Below are 20,195 nucleotides of genomic sequence, written 5' to 3'. Positions count from 1 at the left end.
CGATGACCAACCCCGCAACAACCCCTTCAGGACAGCCTCTCGGCATCAGCCATAAACCGAGCAAGACCCGCGCGATGTTCGATGACTTCAGGAAGCGCGACGAGCCCGCGTTCATCGGATACCTGCCGTATGGTTTCCCGGATTCCGAATACTCGCTCAAGGCCTTCGACACGATGGTCCGCCATGGCGTCAACGCCGTGGAAATCGGCCTACCGTATTCCGACCCGGTGATGGATGGCCCGGTCATCCAAGCGGCGTCGAAAATCGCGATCGACAACGGCGAGCGCATCGCCGACGTGTTCAAAGCGGTGGAAACCGTGGCGAACGCTGGCGGCGTGCCGCTGGTTATGAGCTATTGGAATCTCATCTTCCATTACGGTGTGGAACGTTTCGCGACCGATTTCGAGAACGCCGGTGGCGCCGGTATCATCACGCCTGATCTGATTCCCGACGAAGCCGGTGAATGGATTGAAGCGTCTGACCGACACGGTCTCGATCGAATCTTCTTGGTGTCTCCGGACACTTCGGATGAGCGTCTGCGCATCGTCGCGGCGAACGCACGCGGTTTCGTGTATGCCGCATCCCGTATGGGCGTCACCGGCGAGCGCGCGACCCTGTCCGCCTCCCCTGAGCGTCTCGTCGCCCGGACCAGGGATGCCGGCGCGCAGAACGTATGCGTCGGCATCGGCGTGTCCACCCCAGAGCAGGGCGCACAGGTCGGATCGTATGCGGATGGCGTGATTGTCGGTTCCGCGCTGGTGCACACCTTGCTCGATGATTCTGCACGCACCCCGAAGCCGCTCGACGAAGGCCTGTCCGCGTTGGCAGCCAAAACAGAGGAGCTCGCTGAGGGCATCCACAATGCGCGGCACTGACACCTTGCGCTGAGGCGCTCGGTCGGTCGGCCCGCCTTCACGTACCCCCGCGCCAATGACAGGACCCCACCAAGGTGACGCTTGGTGGGGTCCTGTGGTATTCGTTCCGTGTCCTCGCCTGGTCACAGCCGACCTAAGCCGCTGTACTGCTGTATTACAATTAACTAATACAGCAGTACAGCAGGGGTCAAGGCGGCTACGGACGAACCGCCCGCCCAAGACGCGCGCCAATCCGCCGCATCGGCATGTTATCGCCATCGTCTACTACCATCAAGGAATCATGACACTGGCTTATATCCCGTCCCCGTCGATTTCGCAGTTCACCATCGGCCCGGTGACCATCCATTTCTACGCGCTGTGCATCATCGCCGGCATCATATGCGCGGTTTGGATCACCACGAACCGATGGCGGCATGCCGGGGGTACATTCGACCAGATTCTTGACATCACACTGTGCGCTGTGCCGGCAGGCATCATCGGCGCGCGGGTGTACCACATCATCACCACGCCGGAACGCTTCTTCGGCCCCAACGGCGATTGGGTCGAGATGTTCCGCATCTGGAACGGCGGACTAGGCATCTGGGGCGGCGTCGTCTTCGGCGCCTTAGCCGCATGGGCATGGTGCCGGCACAAGCATTACCCGATGGCCTTGCTCGCTGATTGCGTGGCACCGGGACTCCTGGTTGCCCAAGCGATCGGACGTCTGGGCAACTGGTTCAACCAGGAACTGTACGGAGCACCCACCACGCTGCCTTGGGGGTTGAAACTCAACACAGCGGGAACTGCCATCGGTAGCATGGAGCAGTGCTACGACGGCTCGACCTGTCCGACAGGCACTCTGTTCCACCCGACCTTCCTCTACGAGATGATTTGGAACCTGATCGGCGCCGCACTGCTCGTGTGGATCGGGCGCAAGGCGTACCGCACCCTCAAATGCGGATCCCTGTTCGCGCTGTATGTCATGTGGTACACCGCCGGACGCACATGGATCGAATGCCTGCGCATCGATTTCGCCCACGAGTTCCTCGGCGTGAGGATCAACGTATGGGTGTCAATGGTGGTGTTCGTCCTCGGCGCCATCGCCTTCGTCATCCTGCAACGGCGTGGAAAAGACAGTTCGTTGCTTGCAGAACGCCTGCGTACCCAGACCGAACTGGAAGCAAGCGCAATCGAGGCATGACCTGCACGGCGGCGGGCCGTGTCCATCTTCCGGCTCCTGGTTCGTCATCGTCAGCCGTATTCCATAGAATGGGTATCATGAGTATTCAAATCGCACCAAGCATCCTGTCCGCCGATTTTTGCAATCTCGAGCGTGACCTCAAAGCGATCAGCAATGCCGATCTCGTCCACGTCGATGTGATGGATCACCATTTCGTGCCAAACCTCACCCTGGGCGAGCCAATCGTCAAGCGTATCTGCGAGGTCACCGACCTGCCGGTCGACGTGCATCTGATGATTGAGGATCCGGATCGCTGGGCTCCGGAGTATGCGAAGCTCGGCGCGGCGTCGGTGAGCTTCCATATGGGCGCCACGCATGCGCCGGTGCGTCTGGCCCGCCAGCTGCGTGACATGGGCTGCAAGGCTTGCTTCGCGGTTCGTCCGGCAGAGCCCGTCGAGCCGATTTTCGACATTCTTGACGAGTTCGACATGGTTCTGATCATGACCGTAGAACCAGGCTTCGGCGGCCAGAAGTTCCTTGACAACCAGATGGGCAAGGTTCGTCGCCTGCGCGATGAAATCACCCGCCGCGGTCTGGATACCCACATCCAGGTCGATGGGGGAGTCAGCCCCAAGACCGCGCACATCGTCGCCGATGCGGGGGCCGACGTGCTCGTCGCAGGTTCCGCCGTGTACGGCGCCGAAGATCCCGCCGCAGCCATCGAATCAATCCGTGAGAAAGCACAGGCGGCATACCGGGCATAACCGGCCGCACTGCACGCAACAACAGACAACATAGGGAGACAACAAGTGAAGACCTTCGAATCACTGTTCAAGGAGCTCAGCGAGAAAGCCCAGACCCGCCCTCAAGGTTCGCTCACCGTCGGTGAGCTCGACAAAGGCACGCACTTCATCGGCAAGAAAATCGTCGAAGAGGCCGGGGAGACATGGATCGCTGCTGAATACGAAGGCGCGGAACGTACTGCGGAAGAGATGAGCCAGTTGATCTACCATCTTCAGGTCATGATGATCGATCGGGGCATCACACTGGAAGACATCTACAAGAACCTGTGAGCGTCCTGTCTTCGGGAACCGCAGCAACAAGGGAGGAAATATGTTAAGGATTGCCGTGCCAAACAAAGGCATGCTGTCGGAACCAGCCTGGAACATGCTCGCCGAGGCGGGGTACCGTCTGCGCAGCAACTCACGGCAGTTGGTCGTCGAAGACCCCGATAACGATATCGAGCTGTTCTACCTTCGCCCGCTGGACATCGCCGTGTACGTGGGCCGCGGAACCATCGACGTCGGCATCACCGGCCGCGATCTGCTGCTCAATTCCGGCACCGAGGCCGTCGAGCATATGCCGCTCGGATTCGGCGCTTCCACCTTCAGGTTCGCAGCTCCCGCGGAATCGCCGATCAACCGTCTTGAGGACATCGACGGCAAGCGCGTTGCCAGCTCCTATGACAAGCTGGTCGACGATTATCTCAAGGCCCGCGGAATCCACGCCGATATCATCCACCTTGACGGCGCGGTCGAATCATCCGTGCAGCTTGGCGTCGCCGATCTCATCGCAGATGTCGTCTCCACCGGCACGACGTTGCGCAATGCCGGCCTGCGCGTGTTCGCCGACCCGATTCTGCACTCGGAAGCCATCCTCATCCGTTCCCCGCGTGTCACGGAGAACGACGAGCGCCTGACCATCCTGGGCCGCCGCATCCAAGGCGTCTTGACCGCACAGCGGTACGTGCTTATGGACTACGATATCCCCGTCTCGAAAGTCGCAGCTGCGGTCGAGGTCACGCCGGGCTTCGAAAGCCCGACTATCTCCCCGCTGCATGACAAGCAGTGGGCAGCCGTGCGCGTCATGGTGCCGCGTGAAAAGGTCAACCAGCTGATGGATCGGCTCTATGAGGTCGGCGCCCGCGGTATCATCGTCACCGCACTCCAGGCATCTCGTATCTGAAGTCCCCGGTGGTTATGAGCGGTACACACACGCATTCCAACACCTCAGGGGAGCAGTACAGCCCTGAAGCACGCGACGTGATATTCACGGTGCCCAATGGCATCAGCGTCTTGAGGATTATTTCGATTCCCGTGGTCGCCGTCTTGGTGTCCAGGCACGAGATGCTCGCATCGCTGGTCCTCATCGCTCTATCGGCCATGTCCGACGGTCTTGACGGGGTCATCGCGAGGAAGTTCAACCAAGTGAGCAAGCTTGGCCAAATCCTCGACCCCATCGCCGACCGGCTGCTCATTTTCTGCAGCATCCTCGCCCTCGGCATCGCCCACGTCATCCCATGGTGGGTGCTGATTGTCGTCGGACTGCGGGATTTGCTCATGGGCGTCCTCATCGTGATGCTCGCGCAACATGGGTATGGACCTCTGCCGGTCCATTTCGTGGGAAAGACCGGCACAGCCCTGCTGATGACGGCGATTGTGCTGCTGATTTTCGCCGATATCTGGAAGAATCCTGCAACATTGACCTTGCATCTGGTGGCCTTGGCCATCTGCATCTGGGGCATCGCGCTGTACTGGCTCGCAGGGCTCATCTACGCGCATCAGGGGCTGGAACTGATCCGGAACGACAACGGGCAGTGACATATGGCAGATACGCTGCATGAGGCACCACAGGCGCCGGACTCCATTCCCGTTCCGAAGGAGACGGCGCCTGTACGCACGCGTGCGGTTTTTTCCGCTTCCGCGTCATCACTGGGCGCACACCATGCAGCGCCGTCACCGGACATGCCGATCACTCCGAGGCGCAGGCGCCCCCAACTGGAGGATGATTCGCTGCGTCTCATCGATGACCTGACGAACCGTCCGATGGACCCGATGTTCAGCGATTCGAGGCTGGACAAGCGTCCAAAATCGGCTTTGCGCATCTGGTCGACACGAGTCATCGTGTTCATCATCTGCATCGCCGTAGGATTCTCCGGCAGCATCATCGTCCAGATTCTGCACACCGACCCTCGCAAGGAGATTCGCAGCAGTCTGGCGAAGGAACTCACACAGCAGACCAAACATCTCAATACCCTGAACAGCGAAGTCTCCTCTTTGAGAGTCAAGGTGGAGAACCAGTCCAAGAAGCTGGCCAACACCACCAAGGACGACACCTTGACCTACGACGAGATGGCCACCGGCACGATTCCGGTGACTGGGCCGGGTATCACGCTGACCATCGCGAACCCAATCGCGGCGAACAGCGACACCACCTCGGGGTCGTTGCCGCGGGAAAGCAGCTCGAATATCCGTGTCGTCACCGACGGCGATCTGCAGGTGTTCATCCAGATCCTATGGCAGGCCGGCGCGGAAGCCATCTCCATCAATGGCTATCGTCTAGGTGTGCAGACGTCGGTGCGCACCGCAGGCCAGACAATTCTGGTGGGTGTCAACCAGGTGCAGAGCCCCTATAAAATCCAAGCCATAGGGGATGCAAGCGCGTTGGCCTCCGCCGTGGGGGAGAAGAGCCAGCGTTCGTTATATACGACGTTGAAAGGCGCGGGAATTTACCCGCAAATCACGACGTCGAAGTCGATTACACTGGAAGCGGCAAGCTCAAGTGACATCAGCTACGCGGAAAGGGCGAACTAATGGCTGCAGTATTGGGGCTGATCATCGGCGTGGTCATCGGCATCTTCGTAAAACCGGATATACCGGTCGTCTTGCAGCCGTACCTGCCGATTATGGTCGTCGCGGCGCTTGACGCCCTGCTGGGAGCGGCCCGTGCGTATTTCGAACGCACATTCTCCGACAAGGTGTTCGTGATTTCGTTCATCTCCAACGTGTTGACCGCCACACTGCTCGTGCTTCTGGGCAATCAGCTCGGCGTCGGCTCGCAGCTGCAGACCGCAGTCATCGTCGTGCTGGGCATCAGAATCTTCTCCAATGTGTCCGCAATCCGCCGGTTCGTCTTCAAGGCGTAATGTCATATGAGTCATAAGAAGGAACCACAGGATCTGCTCAGCCGCGTGCACCGTCAGCGTGTCGCGGACAGCGCGAACGACCATACCGAGACGGGATCGTTCCCGGTTGTCAGAAGAAAACCCAAGCGTTCGCTACAAGCGAACGCGGCCCGCACCCGCTTCATGACCAGCCTGCTTGTGCTCTTGCTGTGCGCATTGCTCGGTTTCAGCTATGCCATCCAGCTGAACAACACCACATCAACATATGAGACGATGAGCGAGGACGAACTGACCAGGCTCATCACCGAGACCAGTTCCCAAGTACAGAATCTCGAACAGCGCAAAAGCCAGCTGACCGAACAGCTCACCGCGCTGCAGAAGGCCGCGGACAAGCAGGCGGAAGCCGAACGCATCGCCAAGCAGAACGAAGAGACCAGCGGCTTGCTCTCCGGCCGTCTGGCAGCACAGGGCAAGGGCGTGGTCATCACCATCAGCAAGGGCACGAAGGACCGCATCGATGCCGCCACCATGTTCGAACTGATCGAGGAACTGCGCAATGCAGGTGCGGAAGTCATGGCGGTCAACACCGTGAGAGTCGTGACGTCAACCTACTTCGCCGACACGAAAACAGGGCTGATTTGCGACGGTCAGGAACTGTCCACACCGTACAAGGTCAAGGCTATCGGCGACCCACAGAATCTGCAGAACGCCGTCAATATCGCCGGCGGCGTCGGCTCCAGGCTCAGTGTGAAATTCGGAGCGAAAGTCAAAGTGACATCATCCGATAAGGTCGAAATCAACGAGATTCGCGACGTACCCCAATATCAATACGCAAAGACTGTAGAATAGCAAGTATGACTGATCCGATTCCAAGCGCTGGCGAGACAACCATCATCGGCATGCCCGCCATCACCATTCCCATTACGACAACAGGCGACCGTCCTCTGACCCAGGAGGACCTGGATACCATTACCAAGCTATCGCCCGGCACGGCGTTGCTCATCTCGACACGAGGCGCAGTGTCAGGTTCGAGGTATCTCCTTGACGAAGATGAGGTCACTGTGGGACGTGACCCCCATGCTGACATCCTGCTGGACGATTCCACCGTATCGCGCCACCACGCGGTCTTCCGTCGCACCAACGGCACATTCGAAGTCATCGATGCCGGCAGCCTGAACGGTACCTACGTCAACCGCCAACGCGTCGATGACACACAGCTGAAGAACGGCGATGAGATCATGATCGGGAAATTCCGTCTGGTCTTCTTCGCGAACACAAGCAAAGCCTGAGCTGATATTCGGACGTGGATTCTCCGCTATATATCGGGGACTCCACGTCCTTTATTTCTGTATCGTATTGCTTTAAGGATGCATGTCTCATCCGAGACCAGGACACGCGAAAGGCAAGGCATGGCGAGCCACAAGATATCGCGCACGTCGGATGCCGGCGTTCGCGCCACAATACTCGCGACACGCATCGTGCAAGGTGAATTGTTCGCTCTTCCCGACGACGATCGACCCACTCGAGGCTATAGGGGGACAGTGGCATCAAAAGTCGCCGGGATTACGTACCGCCAGCTTGATTATTGGGCGCGAAAACAGATCGTGGTCCCGTCGATCAAGGCGTCGCACGGCTCGGGATCAAGACGGCTTTACTCGTTCAAAGACGTTCTGATTCTTGCGGTGTCCAAAAGACTGCTTGACGCAGGAGTCAACCTGCAAAATGTCACCATCGCCATCGGATACCTGATGCAACGCAGTATTTCCCAGCTCGAGCACACCACGATCCTGAGTGACGGCGAGCATGTCCGGGAATGCCGGGACGGGGATACCATCGGCGACGTCATGCAATCGGGGGCCGCGATCTTCGGGGTATCAGTGGCCGCGTTGTGGCATGGCATCGAAGACGCTTTGGAACATGAACCATGCGTAGACGTGTATCCTGATGGCAGTGCAGTCACATCGCCAAGCAGCGTATCGCCGCACATGCCATTCGAGGAGTTGTCAGCCCAGCGCATGCGTGAGCGTATCGCCGTACATCATGCAGAGCGTGAGCCTGATATGCAAGACGAACCTTGACGGCATCGCGCATCTGGCCTGCCCCACATGATGTCTCAGCCGGGATGGGGGAGTAGCCCCTGCCCGTTGCGGACGGCAGAGCGCGCAATGCATCACTTGTTAGCCGGACCGGCACACGACACAACACCACATCAACACAGAAAGAGCACGTTATGTCATTGGTTCCTTTGATTCTATGGATTGTCGCTGCAGCTTGCTGCATCACCGTCGCTGTGCTCGCTCACCGGAACGCAGGCACCGAAGAACATCCGAAACCGGTTACGAAGAGTGCGATCATCATGCACTTCATTTCACTGGTGATGGCAATGTCGCCATATATCGTATTCATCGAATGCGGGAACCGCATCGGCATGGTGATGCGCGTGTGGTATACGCGCGCAGGATGGCCTTCTGGAATCGTCCTCATCGCACTCATCGTATGGGACCTGTGGATGATGTACCATATCGCGTCGAAGGCGGCGGATGACCAAGCTCGACGCGCAGCACTGTGCAAGCAACAGTCGGCATCAGAACCATCGGCGCAGGGACCACAGACGACAGCAAGCGACTCACAGCGTGATAACGCGTAGAAGGATACACAAAACCAAGGGCGGTTGCCGCAGAGCGCGGTGTATCCCGGGAACGCAGCCGGAGACCATGGGGTAGCCGGCTGTGGCAGTAATCTGACATAACATACATTATCGGATTTTTACGCGACTGTGTCTACAACGCCAGTGAGGTTTCTTTCCAATGCCCGATGCCTCTATGCATATAGGCATATGCCGATGATCCGTACGCAGTACAGACCGCATCATACGGATCATCGGAGCAATGCCACAGACAACACGCCACCGATGGTGACACACGTTCGGATCATATTCCTGACGGACAGAGCATCTTCGACAAAGAATCAACGCGCTGATGTGAAGAAATCATGCACAGCATCATAGAGCTGATCCACCGCATCGATAATCCGGTATGCGCCATGGTCGGCGAGCTCTCCGGGTTCCGCATACCCCCATCCGCATCCGAGACATTCGAGGCCGCATGCCTTTGCGCCTTCGACATCCGTCCAGCGGTCGCCGACCATCAGCGCACGGTCGCCGTGCGTCTCATCGAACCCCATTTTCTCGAACCCATATCGGATAACCTGGTCCTTGTCGAGTCGCGAATTGTCTTTGCTGGCGCCATAGATGTCGTCGACCATGGCGTCAAGGCCGAAATGCTCACAAATCGGCTTCGCCTGGTATTCAGGCTTGCACGTTGCAATGACCAGGACATAACCATGGTTTCGCAGTGTACGCAATTGTTCGGGAATTCCCGGATACACGGTGTTGTACAGGCGTCCTGGCACTTTGTTGCCGGGTTGGTTGGGATCGTCGAAGACCGCCTTGTTGGTGTAGTAGTCACGGTAGATCTCCACAGCGCGATCCAACTCATCGTCTGGAATATGGTTGCGCTGCATGGATTCGATAATCGCCGGCCCGATGAACCGATGCAGCTCGGCATCGTCTGGCACAGGACGTCCAAGTTCCTGGAAGGCCTTGATGACACATGCGATGATACCAGGGTCTGATTTCGTCAACGTACCGTCCAAATCGAGCAGTACGACGTTTCGTGGTTGCGTTGCAGTCATAAGGTCCTCTCCGCGAATGTTCCGGTTCCAATCAGTACGAGAAAGCCGATATGCCCCTCTCCCCCTCATTATGCCCCGCCATGCTGACCGGTTTACGACATATGCCGTGCGCAGAACGGTCCGCGCACGGCATGTGTCGTAAAAGATACTCACTCATAATCGGGAATCCACCCATCCCGGTGCATTTGCAGGCGCTTCTCGAGCAGTTCCTTCAGCTCGTCCTCGGTGCGACGCTCCAGCAGCATATCCCAATGCGTACGGGTCGGCTTGTTGATTTCATCCGCTTCATCATCGGATTCGCCTTCTCGATGCGCAATCTGCCCGCAACGGCATTCCCACTCTTTCGGGGGTTCCGCACCTTCCGCAAAGGGAATAATCGTACGATGGCCGTTCGGGCACACATACGCGACATCGGTACGCGCCGCGAAGTCCACATTATCGTCGGATTCGAGCGACTTCGCGCCAATACTCATACCACGCAGACTGCGTTCCGCCATGTTGTCCTATTCCTCCTTGGATAATCAATACCTACCAACCGTACCTAACAGTTCGGACTTGACCGGTATTCCCGGCATTGCCGAGGGCGAATCAGTCGACGCCACTATAGGCTACGACTCCTCGGTTGATCATCAGATGCGCATCGTGCGCCTTCTGCGCCAGCGGGCCGTCGAATTCCGGGACATTCGGCAATGCGGTCGCCACCTGCTGCAGCATGTCCGCCAGCCGCTTCATATTGCGCACAAAATCCCCGCCGGTCAGATCGGTATCATGTAACACCTGTGCCAAAGGTTCATCCTCGGCCCAGCGATAGACGATATCGACAATACCGAAATCAATGTCGGCAAGCCGCTCGAGACCGCAATCCTCACGCATGGCATTGATTCGCGTACTGGTCATCCTCAACTGGGAGCACACGTGGGCCACCGGTCCCGTGGAGCCTCCAGGATACCGTCGCGGCTCACCGCTTTCGCCCCGTCTCGGTTCATATACGAGCCCGGATAGAGCTGCCGCCAGTTGCTGCGGGGTGAGGGTATCCAGCACACCGGACCTGATAGCCTCGCAAAGCACCAGATCCTGCTCACTATACAACCGTCTGAGCAAACGACCGCCGGACGTCAGGACGAGCGATGCGACACCGCCGTCGTCGTACCTGTCCAGGTATCCCAGATCCGCGAGAATATCGCAGATATGGTCAAATTGCCGTGCAACGGATCCGGTACGTGAATCATAGCGGTACTGCACGCGGTCAAGTTCCCGCTTCTCCCGCATCCAACGATGCCCCCACCGCAGGTGCTCCTGAAGATCGGGACAGGAGCGGCACGGATGGTGCTGCTCATCCCACTGCAACCGGGATATCTGCTCGTCGAGTGACTGGAACGCCTCCCGTCTTGCCGTCTGGGTGGGGAACGTCCTGTGTTTGAGGGCACGCCTCCCGTTCTTCTGCAGATCGCTGAGTTGCATGCGCAATGTCAGGAGCTGCGTAAAATCACCTCGATCGCACGCGAATGCCTGCTCATACCCTTCAAGCGCATGATGCAGCGAGTCGATCCTGGCCTCCAGCTGCCATGCCGACTCATTGGCCTCCCACTGGGCGAAAGAACGATCAAGGGTGACCCGGGCGGTCTGATAGCTACTCGAGTAGAGCAGGTTCACGGCCATATTGAACGTCGGCTTGAAACTGGAGTGCAACGGATACACGCGTTTGCTTGACAACGCAGCCGCAGTCTCCGGCACGAATCCCCGATGATCCACAATCACCGCATGGCCGATGGTGTCAATCCCGCGACGGCCTGCGCGTCCAGTAAGCTGGGTGAACTCCCCTGGTGTGAGCGTGACATGCCCGGTTCCATCGTATTTCTCCAGTTTTTCGACAATGACGCTGCGTGCCGGCATATTGATGCCCAGCGCGAGAGTCTCCGTCGCAAACACGACTTTGACCAGTCCCTCCTCGAACAGACGCTCGACAATCTGTCTGAACAAAGCGATCATTCCCGCATGATGAGAAGCGAAGCCCTCCTCAAGGGCAAAACGGAACTGGGAGAAATGCAGCGCCTTCAAATCGTCATGGCTGAGCTGTCCTTCGACCATCTCATCGACGATTTCATGGATGCGCATCGCCTCATCATCCGTTGTCAGCTCGAGTCCCGCATCGATGCATTGCTCGACCGCCTGGTCACAGCCGTTGCGCGAGAAGATAAAATAAATCCCCGGCAACATGCCCATGAAGTTCAACTCATCGATGACATCCGGGCGATGCGGTGTATAGCGCTCATCCCTGTTCAAGGTATGTTTGCCGCGCCCTTGGTGACGGCCGTGCCCGTTGCGGACGGAACGCTTGCGTGAAGCCTGGTGCTCGAGCTGGTCGATGCGACGGACCAGCTGGGGATTCAACGCCGTAGTCGCCTCGTCGCGGGCGTTGCGGCGATACAGGTCGATGATCTCCGGCTCGGTGTGCGCATTCGCTTGCAGCATCACGTGTTGTTCGAGCGGCACAGGGCGGTGCTCTGAGACCACAAGCTTCGTTGTACCGCGAACGGAAGCAATCCACCGCGAAAAATCCTCGACGTTCGACACTGTTGCAGACAGGCCGACAATGCGCACCGACTTCGGAAGGTGAATGATGACTTCTTCCCATACCGGCCCGCGAAAACGGTCTGCAAGATAATGCACCTCATCAAGAATCACGTACCGCAGCTCGAAGAGCGTCGTGGAATGCTCATAGAGCATATTGCGCAGCACTTCGGTCGTCATCACCACGATATCGGCCTCGGGGTTGATCGAGGTGTCGCCGGTGAGCAATCCGACATGATCAGCACCATAGATTGCCGATAAATCATGGTATTTCTGATTGCTCAGCGCCTTGATCGGGGTGGTGTAGAATGCTTTGACCTGATGCTCGTGCGCAAGGAACATGGCGAAATCCGCGACCACGGTCTTGCCGGCCCCCGTCGGCGCCGCAACCAGCACGTTATCGCCTTGTTCGAGCGCCTCGCACGCTTCCCGTTGAAAGTCATCAAGGGGGAACGGCATGCCCGCCGCGAACTTCGCGTAAGACGTATTCGCCATGCGTTGCCTGGTACGGAAACGACGATACCGAGCTGCCGGCGATTCCCCCGACTGCCCCGACGCCGCCTTGTCTGCGCTATCCTTTCCATGGACATGGTGCCTGTGCTTCGTCATGTGCTCCCCCATCTACCCCAACTGTTCACGTTCTATCACTCGTTGAACAGACGCCAACGCCGCCAGACCGCCGCATGCCTTTCCTGCTTGCGATCCTGCCGCTCAATCACTTTCGCGTACGCATCACTGTAACGCATCGCCACCTGCTGCAAAGGTTGCGTAAATGACGCCGGTTCCCGACTGGATTGTGCAGCCGGCTCCTGCATGGCATCCATCCTCTGGCTGACCGCCTCCCCGAGCGCGGAGACAAGGTGCAATGCCGCAATGCCGCGACGAATGGCATATACCGCACCGATGCATATCACGGCGATCATCGCGAGGACGAGCACAACCCAAACAATCCACCAGTGCATGGGAACCTCCTTCAACTCGACGATAAGCAGATACCCATCATATCAATTGGCGTCGTCTTCACGCTGGTCGAGACTCAGTTCACGCTCCGCGCGCGCCTTGATCATCGAACGCAGCGTCTCGGGAGCCACCGCAGTGATATGCCGCGCATGCGCAATGCAAAACGCGACGAACCACGAATCGGAAGAGACGATAAGATGCACTTTCTGGCCATTGCCGCACGGCTCGACGGTCGCTCCCGGCAGCCGCTTGGTGAAAGGCAGATCAGGCTGGTCGGCGATGAACACGGTCTGTGTGCCGTTATCAAAACTCCATTTGCGTAATTCACTCACCGGGACATCAGGGATATCAAGCTTGTGAACCGGTTCGACAAGCTCGGCCTTCTCGATGCGCGCAAGACGAAGCACCTGCCAGACCCTGGGCAGGCCGTTGGCCTTGTTGATGGTCGTGTCCTTCTGCACGAACTGCTGCTTGTCCTTTGGCGCAGCAGCCGCCACATCCGTCCACACCGCCGCATAGTACACGCCTTCGTCAACGAAGATCTTAGCCGGCGCCACCAACTTGCGGCGGGTTCTGCCGGCACCATCCGTATACTCCATATCCAGCAGCGAATCAGTGGAAATCGCTCGCTTGACAATCGAAAAAGCCCTCGGCTCGAGCTCGTAGCCGGTGAGACTCAGCCACGGCGTCTGCCCCGGCTTGACATGCTGACGCAGTCTGGCATACAGGGACTGCGCCTGGTCACGCTGCTGATCGGGAAGCAGGGAGGAATGGGCAAGATAGCTTACCGAGGCCGTCAGCATGCTGAGATACTGCTGTGAGATGCCGGCGAGTCGTTCAAGGCCAAGGGAATTCGTGGCCGATACGATGCCCTCGCTATCAAGCAGGGGCCAATCGATGTCGAAGAACTGGCTGCCGGCCATTTCACCATCATCGGACACCGTGGTCAGGGTATTGATGTCCTTATGGATGACGTTGACATACTTGTTCAACTCATCTTCGGAAGCAGGCTTGCCGATGAAGCGTTCCGCAAGCTCCGCCAACGAGAATTCCTCGCCGAGATGCGCAGACAGGAACAGCATCAGGCGCAAACGGCGGTCGACCTCACTGCCGGTCTGGAAGGACGGACCAGCCTTCTTCTGACGTACTTTCAGGCTTTCCGGATCCCCAGGCTCATGCACCTGGCGGCTGATGGCGGGGGCGTTCACCTCAGAGCTTTCCGGACTCTGCGTGGAATCGGCAAGATCAAAATCCACGGCAGCCTTCAACCTGCGGTTGAACGCGTCGACCGCCTCCTGCGGACTGACAATATAGGCGCCGGGATGCTCGAGAACATACATGGCCAGATCGTCGGAATCCGTATATGCGACGTTGATACGCTCCCCGTCGACATCCACGGTGGCGGCGAACCGCCTCGAATCGATCACCTTGACCAGGGATTCAGGCAATGTCTGTGTCCCCAGCCCCGGGGCGATGGAATCAAGACCAAGCCCGGGAACCGGCGTCTGGGGTACGCGCGGAGCAGTGCGCGAAGCATGCTGCACCTGCTGATGGGCCGCATTGGACGAAATCGACATCGAACGGGCGAGATAATTCGCCGCGGCCAGTACAGGCAGATCCTCCGGCTCGAAATGAAGGCGCACTCTCGGCTCATCGCCGAGCTGGAGCCGATACGAGGCGAAATCCTGCCCCTCTGACTTCGACGAATATTCAGGCTGCCTAGATTCGATGGCGATACCCATCGCGGCGAGCTTGGCACGATCACGCTGGAACTGTTTGGCGAAAGCCGCCTTCGCGGCCTGATCGGCCAGCTCGCCATAGGAATCGGCATATGCCTTGACGCGCTGCGCAATCTGGCGCGAAGTGAGCCATTGGGGGAAAGCTGAAGACAACACGGCCAAGACATCCAATTCATGTTTGCCCCATTTGTCGGAAAAACGCCGTCTCCCGTTGCTACCTTCTGCCATTAGTCCTCACGTATCGTTATTGTTCTCTAGTACCGGTACCCGAAAGCACCTCCCTCTATATTAGAGGGTTTTTATGTCCCCGGGCGTTGTTTCTCGAAAAAAGATATTTTTCTTCTCCTCTGCGGATCATACAAGCCATTCGTCAGGTTCGATACCTTGCGGCCCTACGAACTCGCCGTTGGGGACATAACTGGGACGCCCCTGGTCCTTCAACACGGCATCGCCATAGAACACGACATTCTGGCCGAAGGTCCAGTCGCCTTCGATATGCACCGAATTGGCAGCGGCCAGCGACGGTACGTTGTACGGGAACCGTTCGTTGAAATCATCGATATTCTTGTAGAACCGCTGGTCGAGATCCACATTCGGGAAGATGTAGTTGCCATCCTCCATCTCGAAGGCATCCGTCAGATGGAAACGATCCGACCGCATAATGAACAGATCGTTGGTGGTCTTCACCGGAAGGAACCGCATACGATCCACCTGGACGCAAATCGCACCGTCGAACAGCGAGATGGCGGCCCCCATCGCCGTCTCGAGTTGGACGACCTTCCTACTCGAGGGGTCCGTCGGATCGACGGTCTTGTTATTGACGATGACGGGGAGGGGCAGCACGCCATGATGACGTTCCAGCAGGTCGCGCAACGCATCGATACGAATCCAGACGCTGTTCGTGTTGAAATAAGGATGGCGTCGGATATTCTGTGCATCGGCACGGTCGTCAGGATGGACCTGGCTCATCTCGCGCAGCATCAGACGCCCGGTGCGGCGATCACGCACCACATGGCCGCCCTTGCGGTCGGCTTCCGTACGCACGGCCACCTCCGCCATGAACGGCGCGCCGGTGTTCTCGAAATACTGGGCCAGCGTACGCGAAGGACGGGCACCGAGATTATCGGAGTTCGAGATGAACAGATAGCGCAGACCCTTGTCCCACAGGATATCGAGCAGCCCGGATTCCCACAAGGTGGAATACAGGTCGCCGTGGCCCGGAGGGCACCAGGCCAGTTCGGGGCGATCGGGCCACCGCACCGGCTCCCCTGTCTCGACATCGATCTTGGGTTCCTGGTGCTGGACGATTTCCACGGGGATGTCATCCTGGTGGAATCGAATATTGGATTCCAAGACCTTGAGCGTATCCGAAGACGTACGGAACGAGTTCATCAGGGTCAGCGGCAGCGGCACGCCCAGCCGGTCACGGGCGGTGACTACCTGGCCGAGGATGATGTCGATGAAGCGCATCTGACGGGCCTTGTGCCTACGTACCGGCAACAGCGACTTGGCGCAGGACAGCCCCATGGACGTTCCAAGACCACCGTTGAGCTTGATGAACGCGGTCTTCGCGAAAGCGTCGACAGCCCGATCATGGTCGATGGTCTCATAGATGTCGTGGAAACTCGGCACGTCCTGCAACGGCTCGACGTCCGCTTCGCGGATCCATGTGGCTTCGCTGCCATTCGCCCACACATCGTACAGATGCCCGAACTGTGCCACGGCCATATCGCTCATGCCATGCTCACGCATCACCTGTGCGCAGCGTTCGAAGTGATTGGTACCCGTCATGTTATAAACCCTTTCTCCCATGACAGAGACAAGTCTACCCCCGAACAGGGCGGGGGCGGGACACTTCCAGACAATGATGAGTGGAGGATTGGTGACGATGCGGATCCGCCGCAGCGCAAATCGGGATCCGTCCTACCGATCGGGACGGCTCGGGCAATCCGGACGTGGATATGTAGGCGGTGTCGCACGTTTGTCGCATGTTCGCCCTCCGGGCGGAAAACAGAAGCCGCGGGATCGTTGCAATCCCGCGGCTTTCCGGTCGGGCCGGCGGGATTTGAACCCGCGACCCCTTGACCCCCAGTCAAGTGCGCTACCAAACTGCGCTACGGCCCGAACAGTGCTCTAAGCACCGAAGAGCTAGCCTACCACAGGTTGGTCTACATACTCAACTCGGCGTGGCGCATCACATTCAGGAAGCTGTTCCTACCTCCTGCGCTTCTCACGAATCTTGACCGAAATCTGAATCGGTGACCCTTCGAAGCCGAACTCCTCACGTAGCTGCCGTTCGAGATAGCGCCGGTATCCGTGCTCCAGGAACCCGGTGGCGAAGATGACGAACCGCGGGGGGCGTGTCGACGCCTGGGTGGCGAACAGGATGCGCGGCTGCTTGCCGCCTCGCAGCGGATGAGGATGGGCGGCCTGGACCCGTCCGAGGAACGCGTTGAGCTTCCCCGTGGGGATTCGCTTATCCCATGAATCCAACGCCGTCCGCATCGCACGCGTCAGGCGGTTCGTATGCCAACCGGTCTTTGCGGACAGATTGACGCGCTCGGCCCATGTGACGCGGTCGAATTCGGTATTCCATAGGCGTTCGAGCCGTTGCCTCGAGAAATCGTCCATCAGATCCCATTTATTGAACACCAGGACGATTGCGCGTCCGGCGTCCACTGCCTGGCTCATGACCTTGAGATCCTGGTCGGCGATAGGCTGCGAGGCATCGAACAGGACCAGCGCGAGCTCGGCACGCTCGATCGCCGCCTGGGTGCGCAGAGACGAATAGTATTCCGCGCCGGACAACTTGTGCTGGCGGCGTTTGATACCCGCGGTATCGATGAACAGCCAGTCCTGGCCGTCCAAGGCGATGATCTCGTCGACCGGGTCCCGGGTCGTTCCGGCAAGGTCGTTGACCACGGAACGTTCGGCGTGTGCCAGCTGGTTGAGCAGCGAGGATTTGCCGACGTTCGGGCGTCCCACCAAGGCGACGCGGCGCAGATGGGCCGGGGTGAGGAATCCGGAGGTCTGGTCCGCCGATTCCAGCGAGTCGATGGCGGCATCGAGCAAGTCGCCGACACCACGGCCATGCATGGCGGAGATGCCATGCGGCTCACCCAACCCCAGTTTCCAGAATTCCGCCGTCAGGTATTCGCTCTGCGCATCATCGACCTTGTTGACGGCGAGGGTGACCGGCTTGCCGGCCGAGCGAAGCATACCGACGATGCGCTCATCCGTATCGGTCATGCCGACCTGCCCATCAACGACAAGAATCACCGCGTCCGACAGCTGGACCGCAATCTGGGCCTGGGATGCGATCGCGGATGCGATGCCTTCGACGTCCGCCTCCCATCCGCCGGTATCAACCAGCTTGAAGTCCGTGCCCGCCCATTCGGCATCATAACTGACACGGTCTCTGGTAACGCCCGGGGTGTCCTCTACGACCGCGGCACGCCGGCCGAGGATACGGTTCACCAGCGTCGACTTGCCGACATTGGGGCGTCCGACTACGGCAATGACCCCGACACGCTGTCCGCGGGCTTCCTCGTCATGCTCGTCGTAATCCCCGGCGATGAGCTCACGGTCTTCATCGTCGAGCTCGTATCCCTCAAGATTCGCGGCATACTCGCGGTATTCCTGCTCCTCGACGGCTTCATCGACCAGGTGGATCAGCTGTTCCAATGTCTGTTCGAAGGTGAGATCGGAGTTGTCGAGTGTGATGACACCATCCGCCGCCGTCATGAAACTGGTCACCTGCGAGTCGGCACGATCGCGTTTCGCGATATCATCCGCTCCCACGCCCTGTGCGGCCTGTCCGCTCCTGCGCGCTTGACGGACCTCCTCGCGCGCCGTCAGCAGGACGCGGACCTCCGCATCCGGCTCGACCACGGTGGTGATGTCACGCCCCTCGGCGACGATTCCCCGCCCCTGCGAGAACGAGTCCGCTGCAGCCTCCCTGGCGATGTATGCCCGCTGTGCGGCGATGAGGATATGCCGTACCGGGATGATACCGGAAACCTTCGAGACATGTGAGGATACTTGCGCGGAGCGAATCTCGTCACTGATGTCCCGCCCGTCGGCGAGAACCTTCGGATCATCGGGGTCGACAGTGATATCGGCATGCCCGTCCGTGAAGAATTCGCCGACGGTCTCGGTAATCAACCGTTCGTCAAGTTCCGGGGCGTCAAGATCGATCCCCCGGTTGAGGCACCACCATGCAGACGCACGGTACATCGCCCCGGTGTCGAGATAGGCGAACCCGAAATGCCTCGCCAGCGCCCTCGACGTCGACGACTTGCCGACCCCGGCGGGCCCGTCAATAGCCACACGAATCACAGCCCGACCTCCTTGGACAGCGACCGCACCTCGGTCTGCGACAGCACCCGATACGAGCCGGGCTTAAGGTCGCCAAGCTTGATGGGGCCGATCTGGGTACGGACAAGGCGTTTGACCGGATAGCCGACCGCGTCGAAGATGCGACGCACGATGCGGTTCTTGCCCGAATGGAGCACGACTTTCACCAACGTGGTCTCATGGTTCGCGTCGATGATGGCACAATGATCGAGACGGATCCACCCGTCATCGAGCTGCACCCCTTGCGACACGAGACGACGGCACACATTGCCGCTGATGCGCCCCTGCAAGGTCGCGATATACGTTTTCTCCACCTCGTATTTCGGGTGCATGACGTGTTGGCTGAGCTCGCCGTCATTGGTCATGAGAATCAGGCCCTCGGAGTCATAGTCAAGACGGCCCATGTGGAAAATACGCTCGTATTTGTCGCCGACGATGTCACGCAGGGTATAGCGGCCTTTCGGATCGTCCATGGTGCTGAGCACTTTGCGCGGTTTGTTCAGCGCCAGCGTCACATGGTTCGGGTTGAGCCGTACACGCGACCCGTCGACCCTGATCTGCTGCCTGCTCGGATCGACCCTCGTACCAAGCTGGGTGACCAGCTCTCCGTCGACCTCGACCCTGCCATCGAGGATGATCTGTTCACATTTGCGCCGCGAGCCGAATCCCGCCTGGGCAAGGACCTTCTGCAGGCGGATACCTTCTTGAGAATCTTCATGCGCTTTGAGCGCTCGGGAATATGCGTTTGGCATCGTTCTCCCAACGTGGCCGGACGGCCTTCAGACCGTCATGGATAACATATCAGTGGTTCCGCGTGATCCTGCCCGCGATCTCGGGGCTGCGAAACATGGATATTGTACCGCAATACCGGGGACACCGCGCCATGCTGGTAGAATGACAGCTGTCCGACGGAAACAGGCATGTCCTCGATCGACATC

20 protein-coding genes and 1 tRNA gene are annotated in these 20,195 nt (G+C 58.9%); 12 read left to right on the top strand and 9 right to left on the bottom strand.

Going from position 1 to position 20,195, the window contains the following annotated elements; all coding sequences use genetic code 11:
• Positions 1-2 precede the first annotated feature (2 nt).
• From trpA to WD012_RS07385, 12 genes are all read left to right on the top strand, one after another.
• A complete protein-coding gene (gene trpA / locus WD012_RS07440; protein ID WP_339563118.1) occupies positions 3-875 on the top strand; it encodes a tryptophan synthase subunit alpha in 873 nt (290 codons plus the stop codon).
• Between the two features lie 280 nt (positions 876-1,155).
• Entirely contained in the window at positions 1,156-2,055 is a 900-nt protein-coding gene (gene lgt, locus WD012_RS07435) for a prolipoprotein diacylglyceryl transferase (protein WP_339563117.1), read from the top strand.
• A 77-nt stretch (positions 2,056-2,132) separates the two neighbouring features.
• Positions 2,133-2,798: a ribulose-phosphate 3-epimerase gene (gene rpe / locus WD012_RS07430; protein ID WP_015450549.1), complete on the top strand. Its 666-nt coding sequence runs from the start codon at positions 2,133-2,135 to the stop codon at positions 2,796-2,798.
• A gap of 45 nt (positions 2,799-2,843) precedes the next feature.
• On the top strand, positions 2,844-3,107 hold the full coding sequence (locus tag WD012_RS07425) for a phosphoribosyl-ATP diphosphatase (RefSeq protein WP_029576760.1): 264 nt from the start codon (positions 2,844-2,846) through the stop codon (positions 3,105-3,107).
• A 40-nt stretch (positions 3,108-3,147) separates the two neighbouring features.
• Positions 3,148-3,999, top strand: coding sequence for an ATP phosphoribosyltransferase (hisG, locus tag WD012_RS07420; RefSeq protein WP_033492560.1), 852 nt, complete (start codon positions 3,148-3,150; stop codon positions 3,997-3,999).
• 14 nt (positions 4,000-4,013) lie between these two features.
• The gene (locus WD012_RS07415; RefSeq protein ID WP_339563116.1) at positions 4,014-4,634 is read left to right on the top strand and encodes a CDP-alcohol phosphatidyltransferase family protein; all 621 of its coding nucleotides are present in this window, start codon (positions 4,014-4,016) and stop codon (positions 4,632-4,634) included.
• Between the two features lie 3 nt (positions 4,635-4,637).
• Positions 4,638-5,627: a DUF881 domain-containing protein gene (locus WD012_RS07410; protein WP_339563115.1), complete on the top strand. Its 990-nt coding sequence runs from the start codon at positions 4,638-4,640 to the stop codon at positions 5,625-5,627.
• On the top strand, positions 5,627-5,959 hold the full coding sequence (locus tag WD012_RS07405; protein WP_015450554.1) for a DUF1290 domain-containing protein: 333 nt from the start codon (positions 5,627-5,629) through the stop codon (positions 5,957-5,959). Before WD012_RS07410 ends, WD012_RS07405 begins: the two co-directional genes overlap by 1 nt.
• A gap of 6 nt (positions 5,960-5,965) precedes the next feature.
• Positions 5,966-6,787 (top strand): DUF881 domain-containing protein, encoded by an 822-nt coding sequence (locus tag WD012_RS07400; protein ID WP_033492555.1) that lies wholly within the window; start codon positions 5,966-5,968, stop codon positions 6,785-6,787.
• Between the two features lie 5 nt (positions 6,788-6,792).
• Positions 6,793-7,227: an FHA domain-containing protein gene (locus tag WD012_RS07395; RefSeq protein ID WP_339563114.1), complete on the top strand. Its 435-nt coding sequence runs from the start codon at positions 6,793-6,795 to the stop codon at positions 7,225-7,227.
• Positions 7,228-7,347: 120 nt separating this feature from the next.
• On the top strand, positions 7,348-8,016 hold the full coding sequence (locus tag WD012_RS07390) for a MerR family transcriptional regulator (protein ID WP_339563113.1): 669 nt from the start codon (positions 7,348-7,350) through the stop codon (positions 8,014-8,016).
• Between the two features lie 305 nt (positions 8,017-8,321).
• Positions 8,322-8,585 (top strand): hypothetical protein, encoded by a 264-nt coding sequence (locus WD012_RS07385; protein ID WP_339563112.1) that lies wholly within the window; start codon positions 8,322-8,324, stop codon positions 8,583-8,585.
• Positions 8,586-8,905: 320 nt separating this feature from the next.
• Here the strand turns inward: WD012_RS07385 and WD012_RS07380 are convergent, their stop codons facing one another.
• The 9 genes from WD012_RS07380 to WD012_RS07340 form a co-directional block, all read right to left on the bottom strand.
• A complete protein-coding gene (locus tag WD012_RS07380) occupies positions 8,906-9,631 on the bottom strand; it encodes an HAD hydrolase-like protein (protein ID WP_339563111.1) in 726 nt (241 codons plus the stop codon).
• Positions 9,632-9,780: 149 nt separating this feature from the next.
• Positions 9,781-10,128 carry an RNA polymerase-binding protein RbpA gene (locus WD012_RS07375; RefSeq protein WP_339563110.1) on the bottom strand — a complete coding sequence of 116 codons (348 nt, stop codon included), beginning with the start codon at positions 10,126-10,128 and terminating at the stop codon, positions 9,781-9,783.
• A gap of 91 nt (positions 10,129-10,219) precedes the next feature.
• The gene (locus tag WD012_RS07370; RefSeq protein ID WP_339563109.1) at positions 10,220-12,811 is read right to left on the bottom strand and encodes a DEAD/DEAH box helicase; all 2,592 of its coding nucleotides are present in this window, start codon (positions 12,809-12,811) and stop codon (positions 10,220-10,222) included.
• Between the two features lie 35 nt (positions 12,812-12,846).
• Positions 12,847-13,164 carry a hypothetical protein gene (locus WD012_RS07365; RefSeq protein WP_339563108.1) on the bottom strand — a complete coding sequence of 106 codons (318 nt, stop codon included), beginning with the start codon at positions 13,162-13,164 and terminating at the stop codon, positions 12,847-12,849.
• A gap of 42 nt (positions 13,165-13,206) precedes the next feature.
• Complete coding sequence (locus tag WD012_RS07360) at positions 13,207-15,129, bottom strand: helix-turn-helix transcriptional regulator (protein WP_339563107.1); 1,923 nt, start codon at positions 15,127-15,129, stop codon at positions 13,207-13,209.
• A 126-nt stretch (positions 15,130-15,255) separates the two neighbouring features.
• The gene (locus tag WD012_RS07355; protein WP_339563106.1) at positions 15,256-16,692 is read right to left on the bottom strand and encodes a UTP--glucose-1-phosphate uridylyltransferase; all 1,437 of its coding nucleotides are present in this window, start codon (positions 16,690-16,692) and stop codon (positions 15,256-15,258) included.
• Positions 16,693-16,951: 259 nt separating this feature from the next.
• A tRNA-Pro gene (locus WD012_RS07350) sits at positions 16,952-17,025 on the bottom strand.
• A gap of 90 nt (positions 17,026-17,115) precedes the next feature.
• Entirely contained in the window at positions 17,116-19,239 is a 2,124-nt protein-coding gene (der, locus tag WD012_RS07345) for a bifunctional cytidylate kinase/GTPase Der (protein WP_339563105.1), read from the bottom strand.
• Positions 19,236-20,009, bottom strand: coding sequence for a pseudouridine synthase (locus WD012_RS07340; RefSeq protein ID WP_339563104.1), 774 nt, complete (start codon positions 20,007-20,009; stop codon positions 19,236-19,238). Before WD012_RS07340 ends, der begins: the two co-directional genes overlap by 4 nt.
• Positions 20,010-20,195: the final 186 nt, after the last annotated feature.

Source organism: Bifidobacterium thermophilum, from assembly GCF_037482445.1.
Classification (GTDB): domain Bacteria; phylum Actinomycetota; class Actinomycetes; order Actinomycetales; family Bifidobacteriaceae; genus Bifidobacterium; species Bifidobacterium thermophilum_B.
The sequence above is the reverse complement of the archived record's forward strand: the minus strand, read 5'-3'. Positions and strand labels throughout refer to the sequence as shown.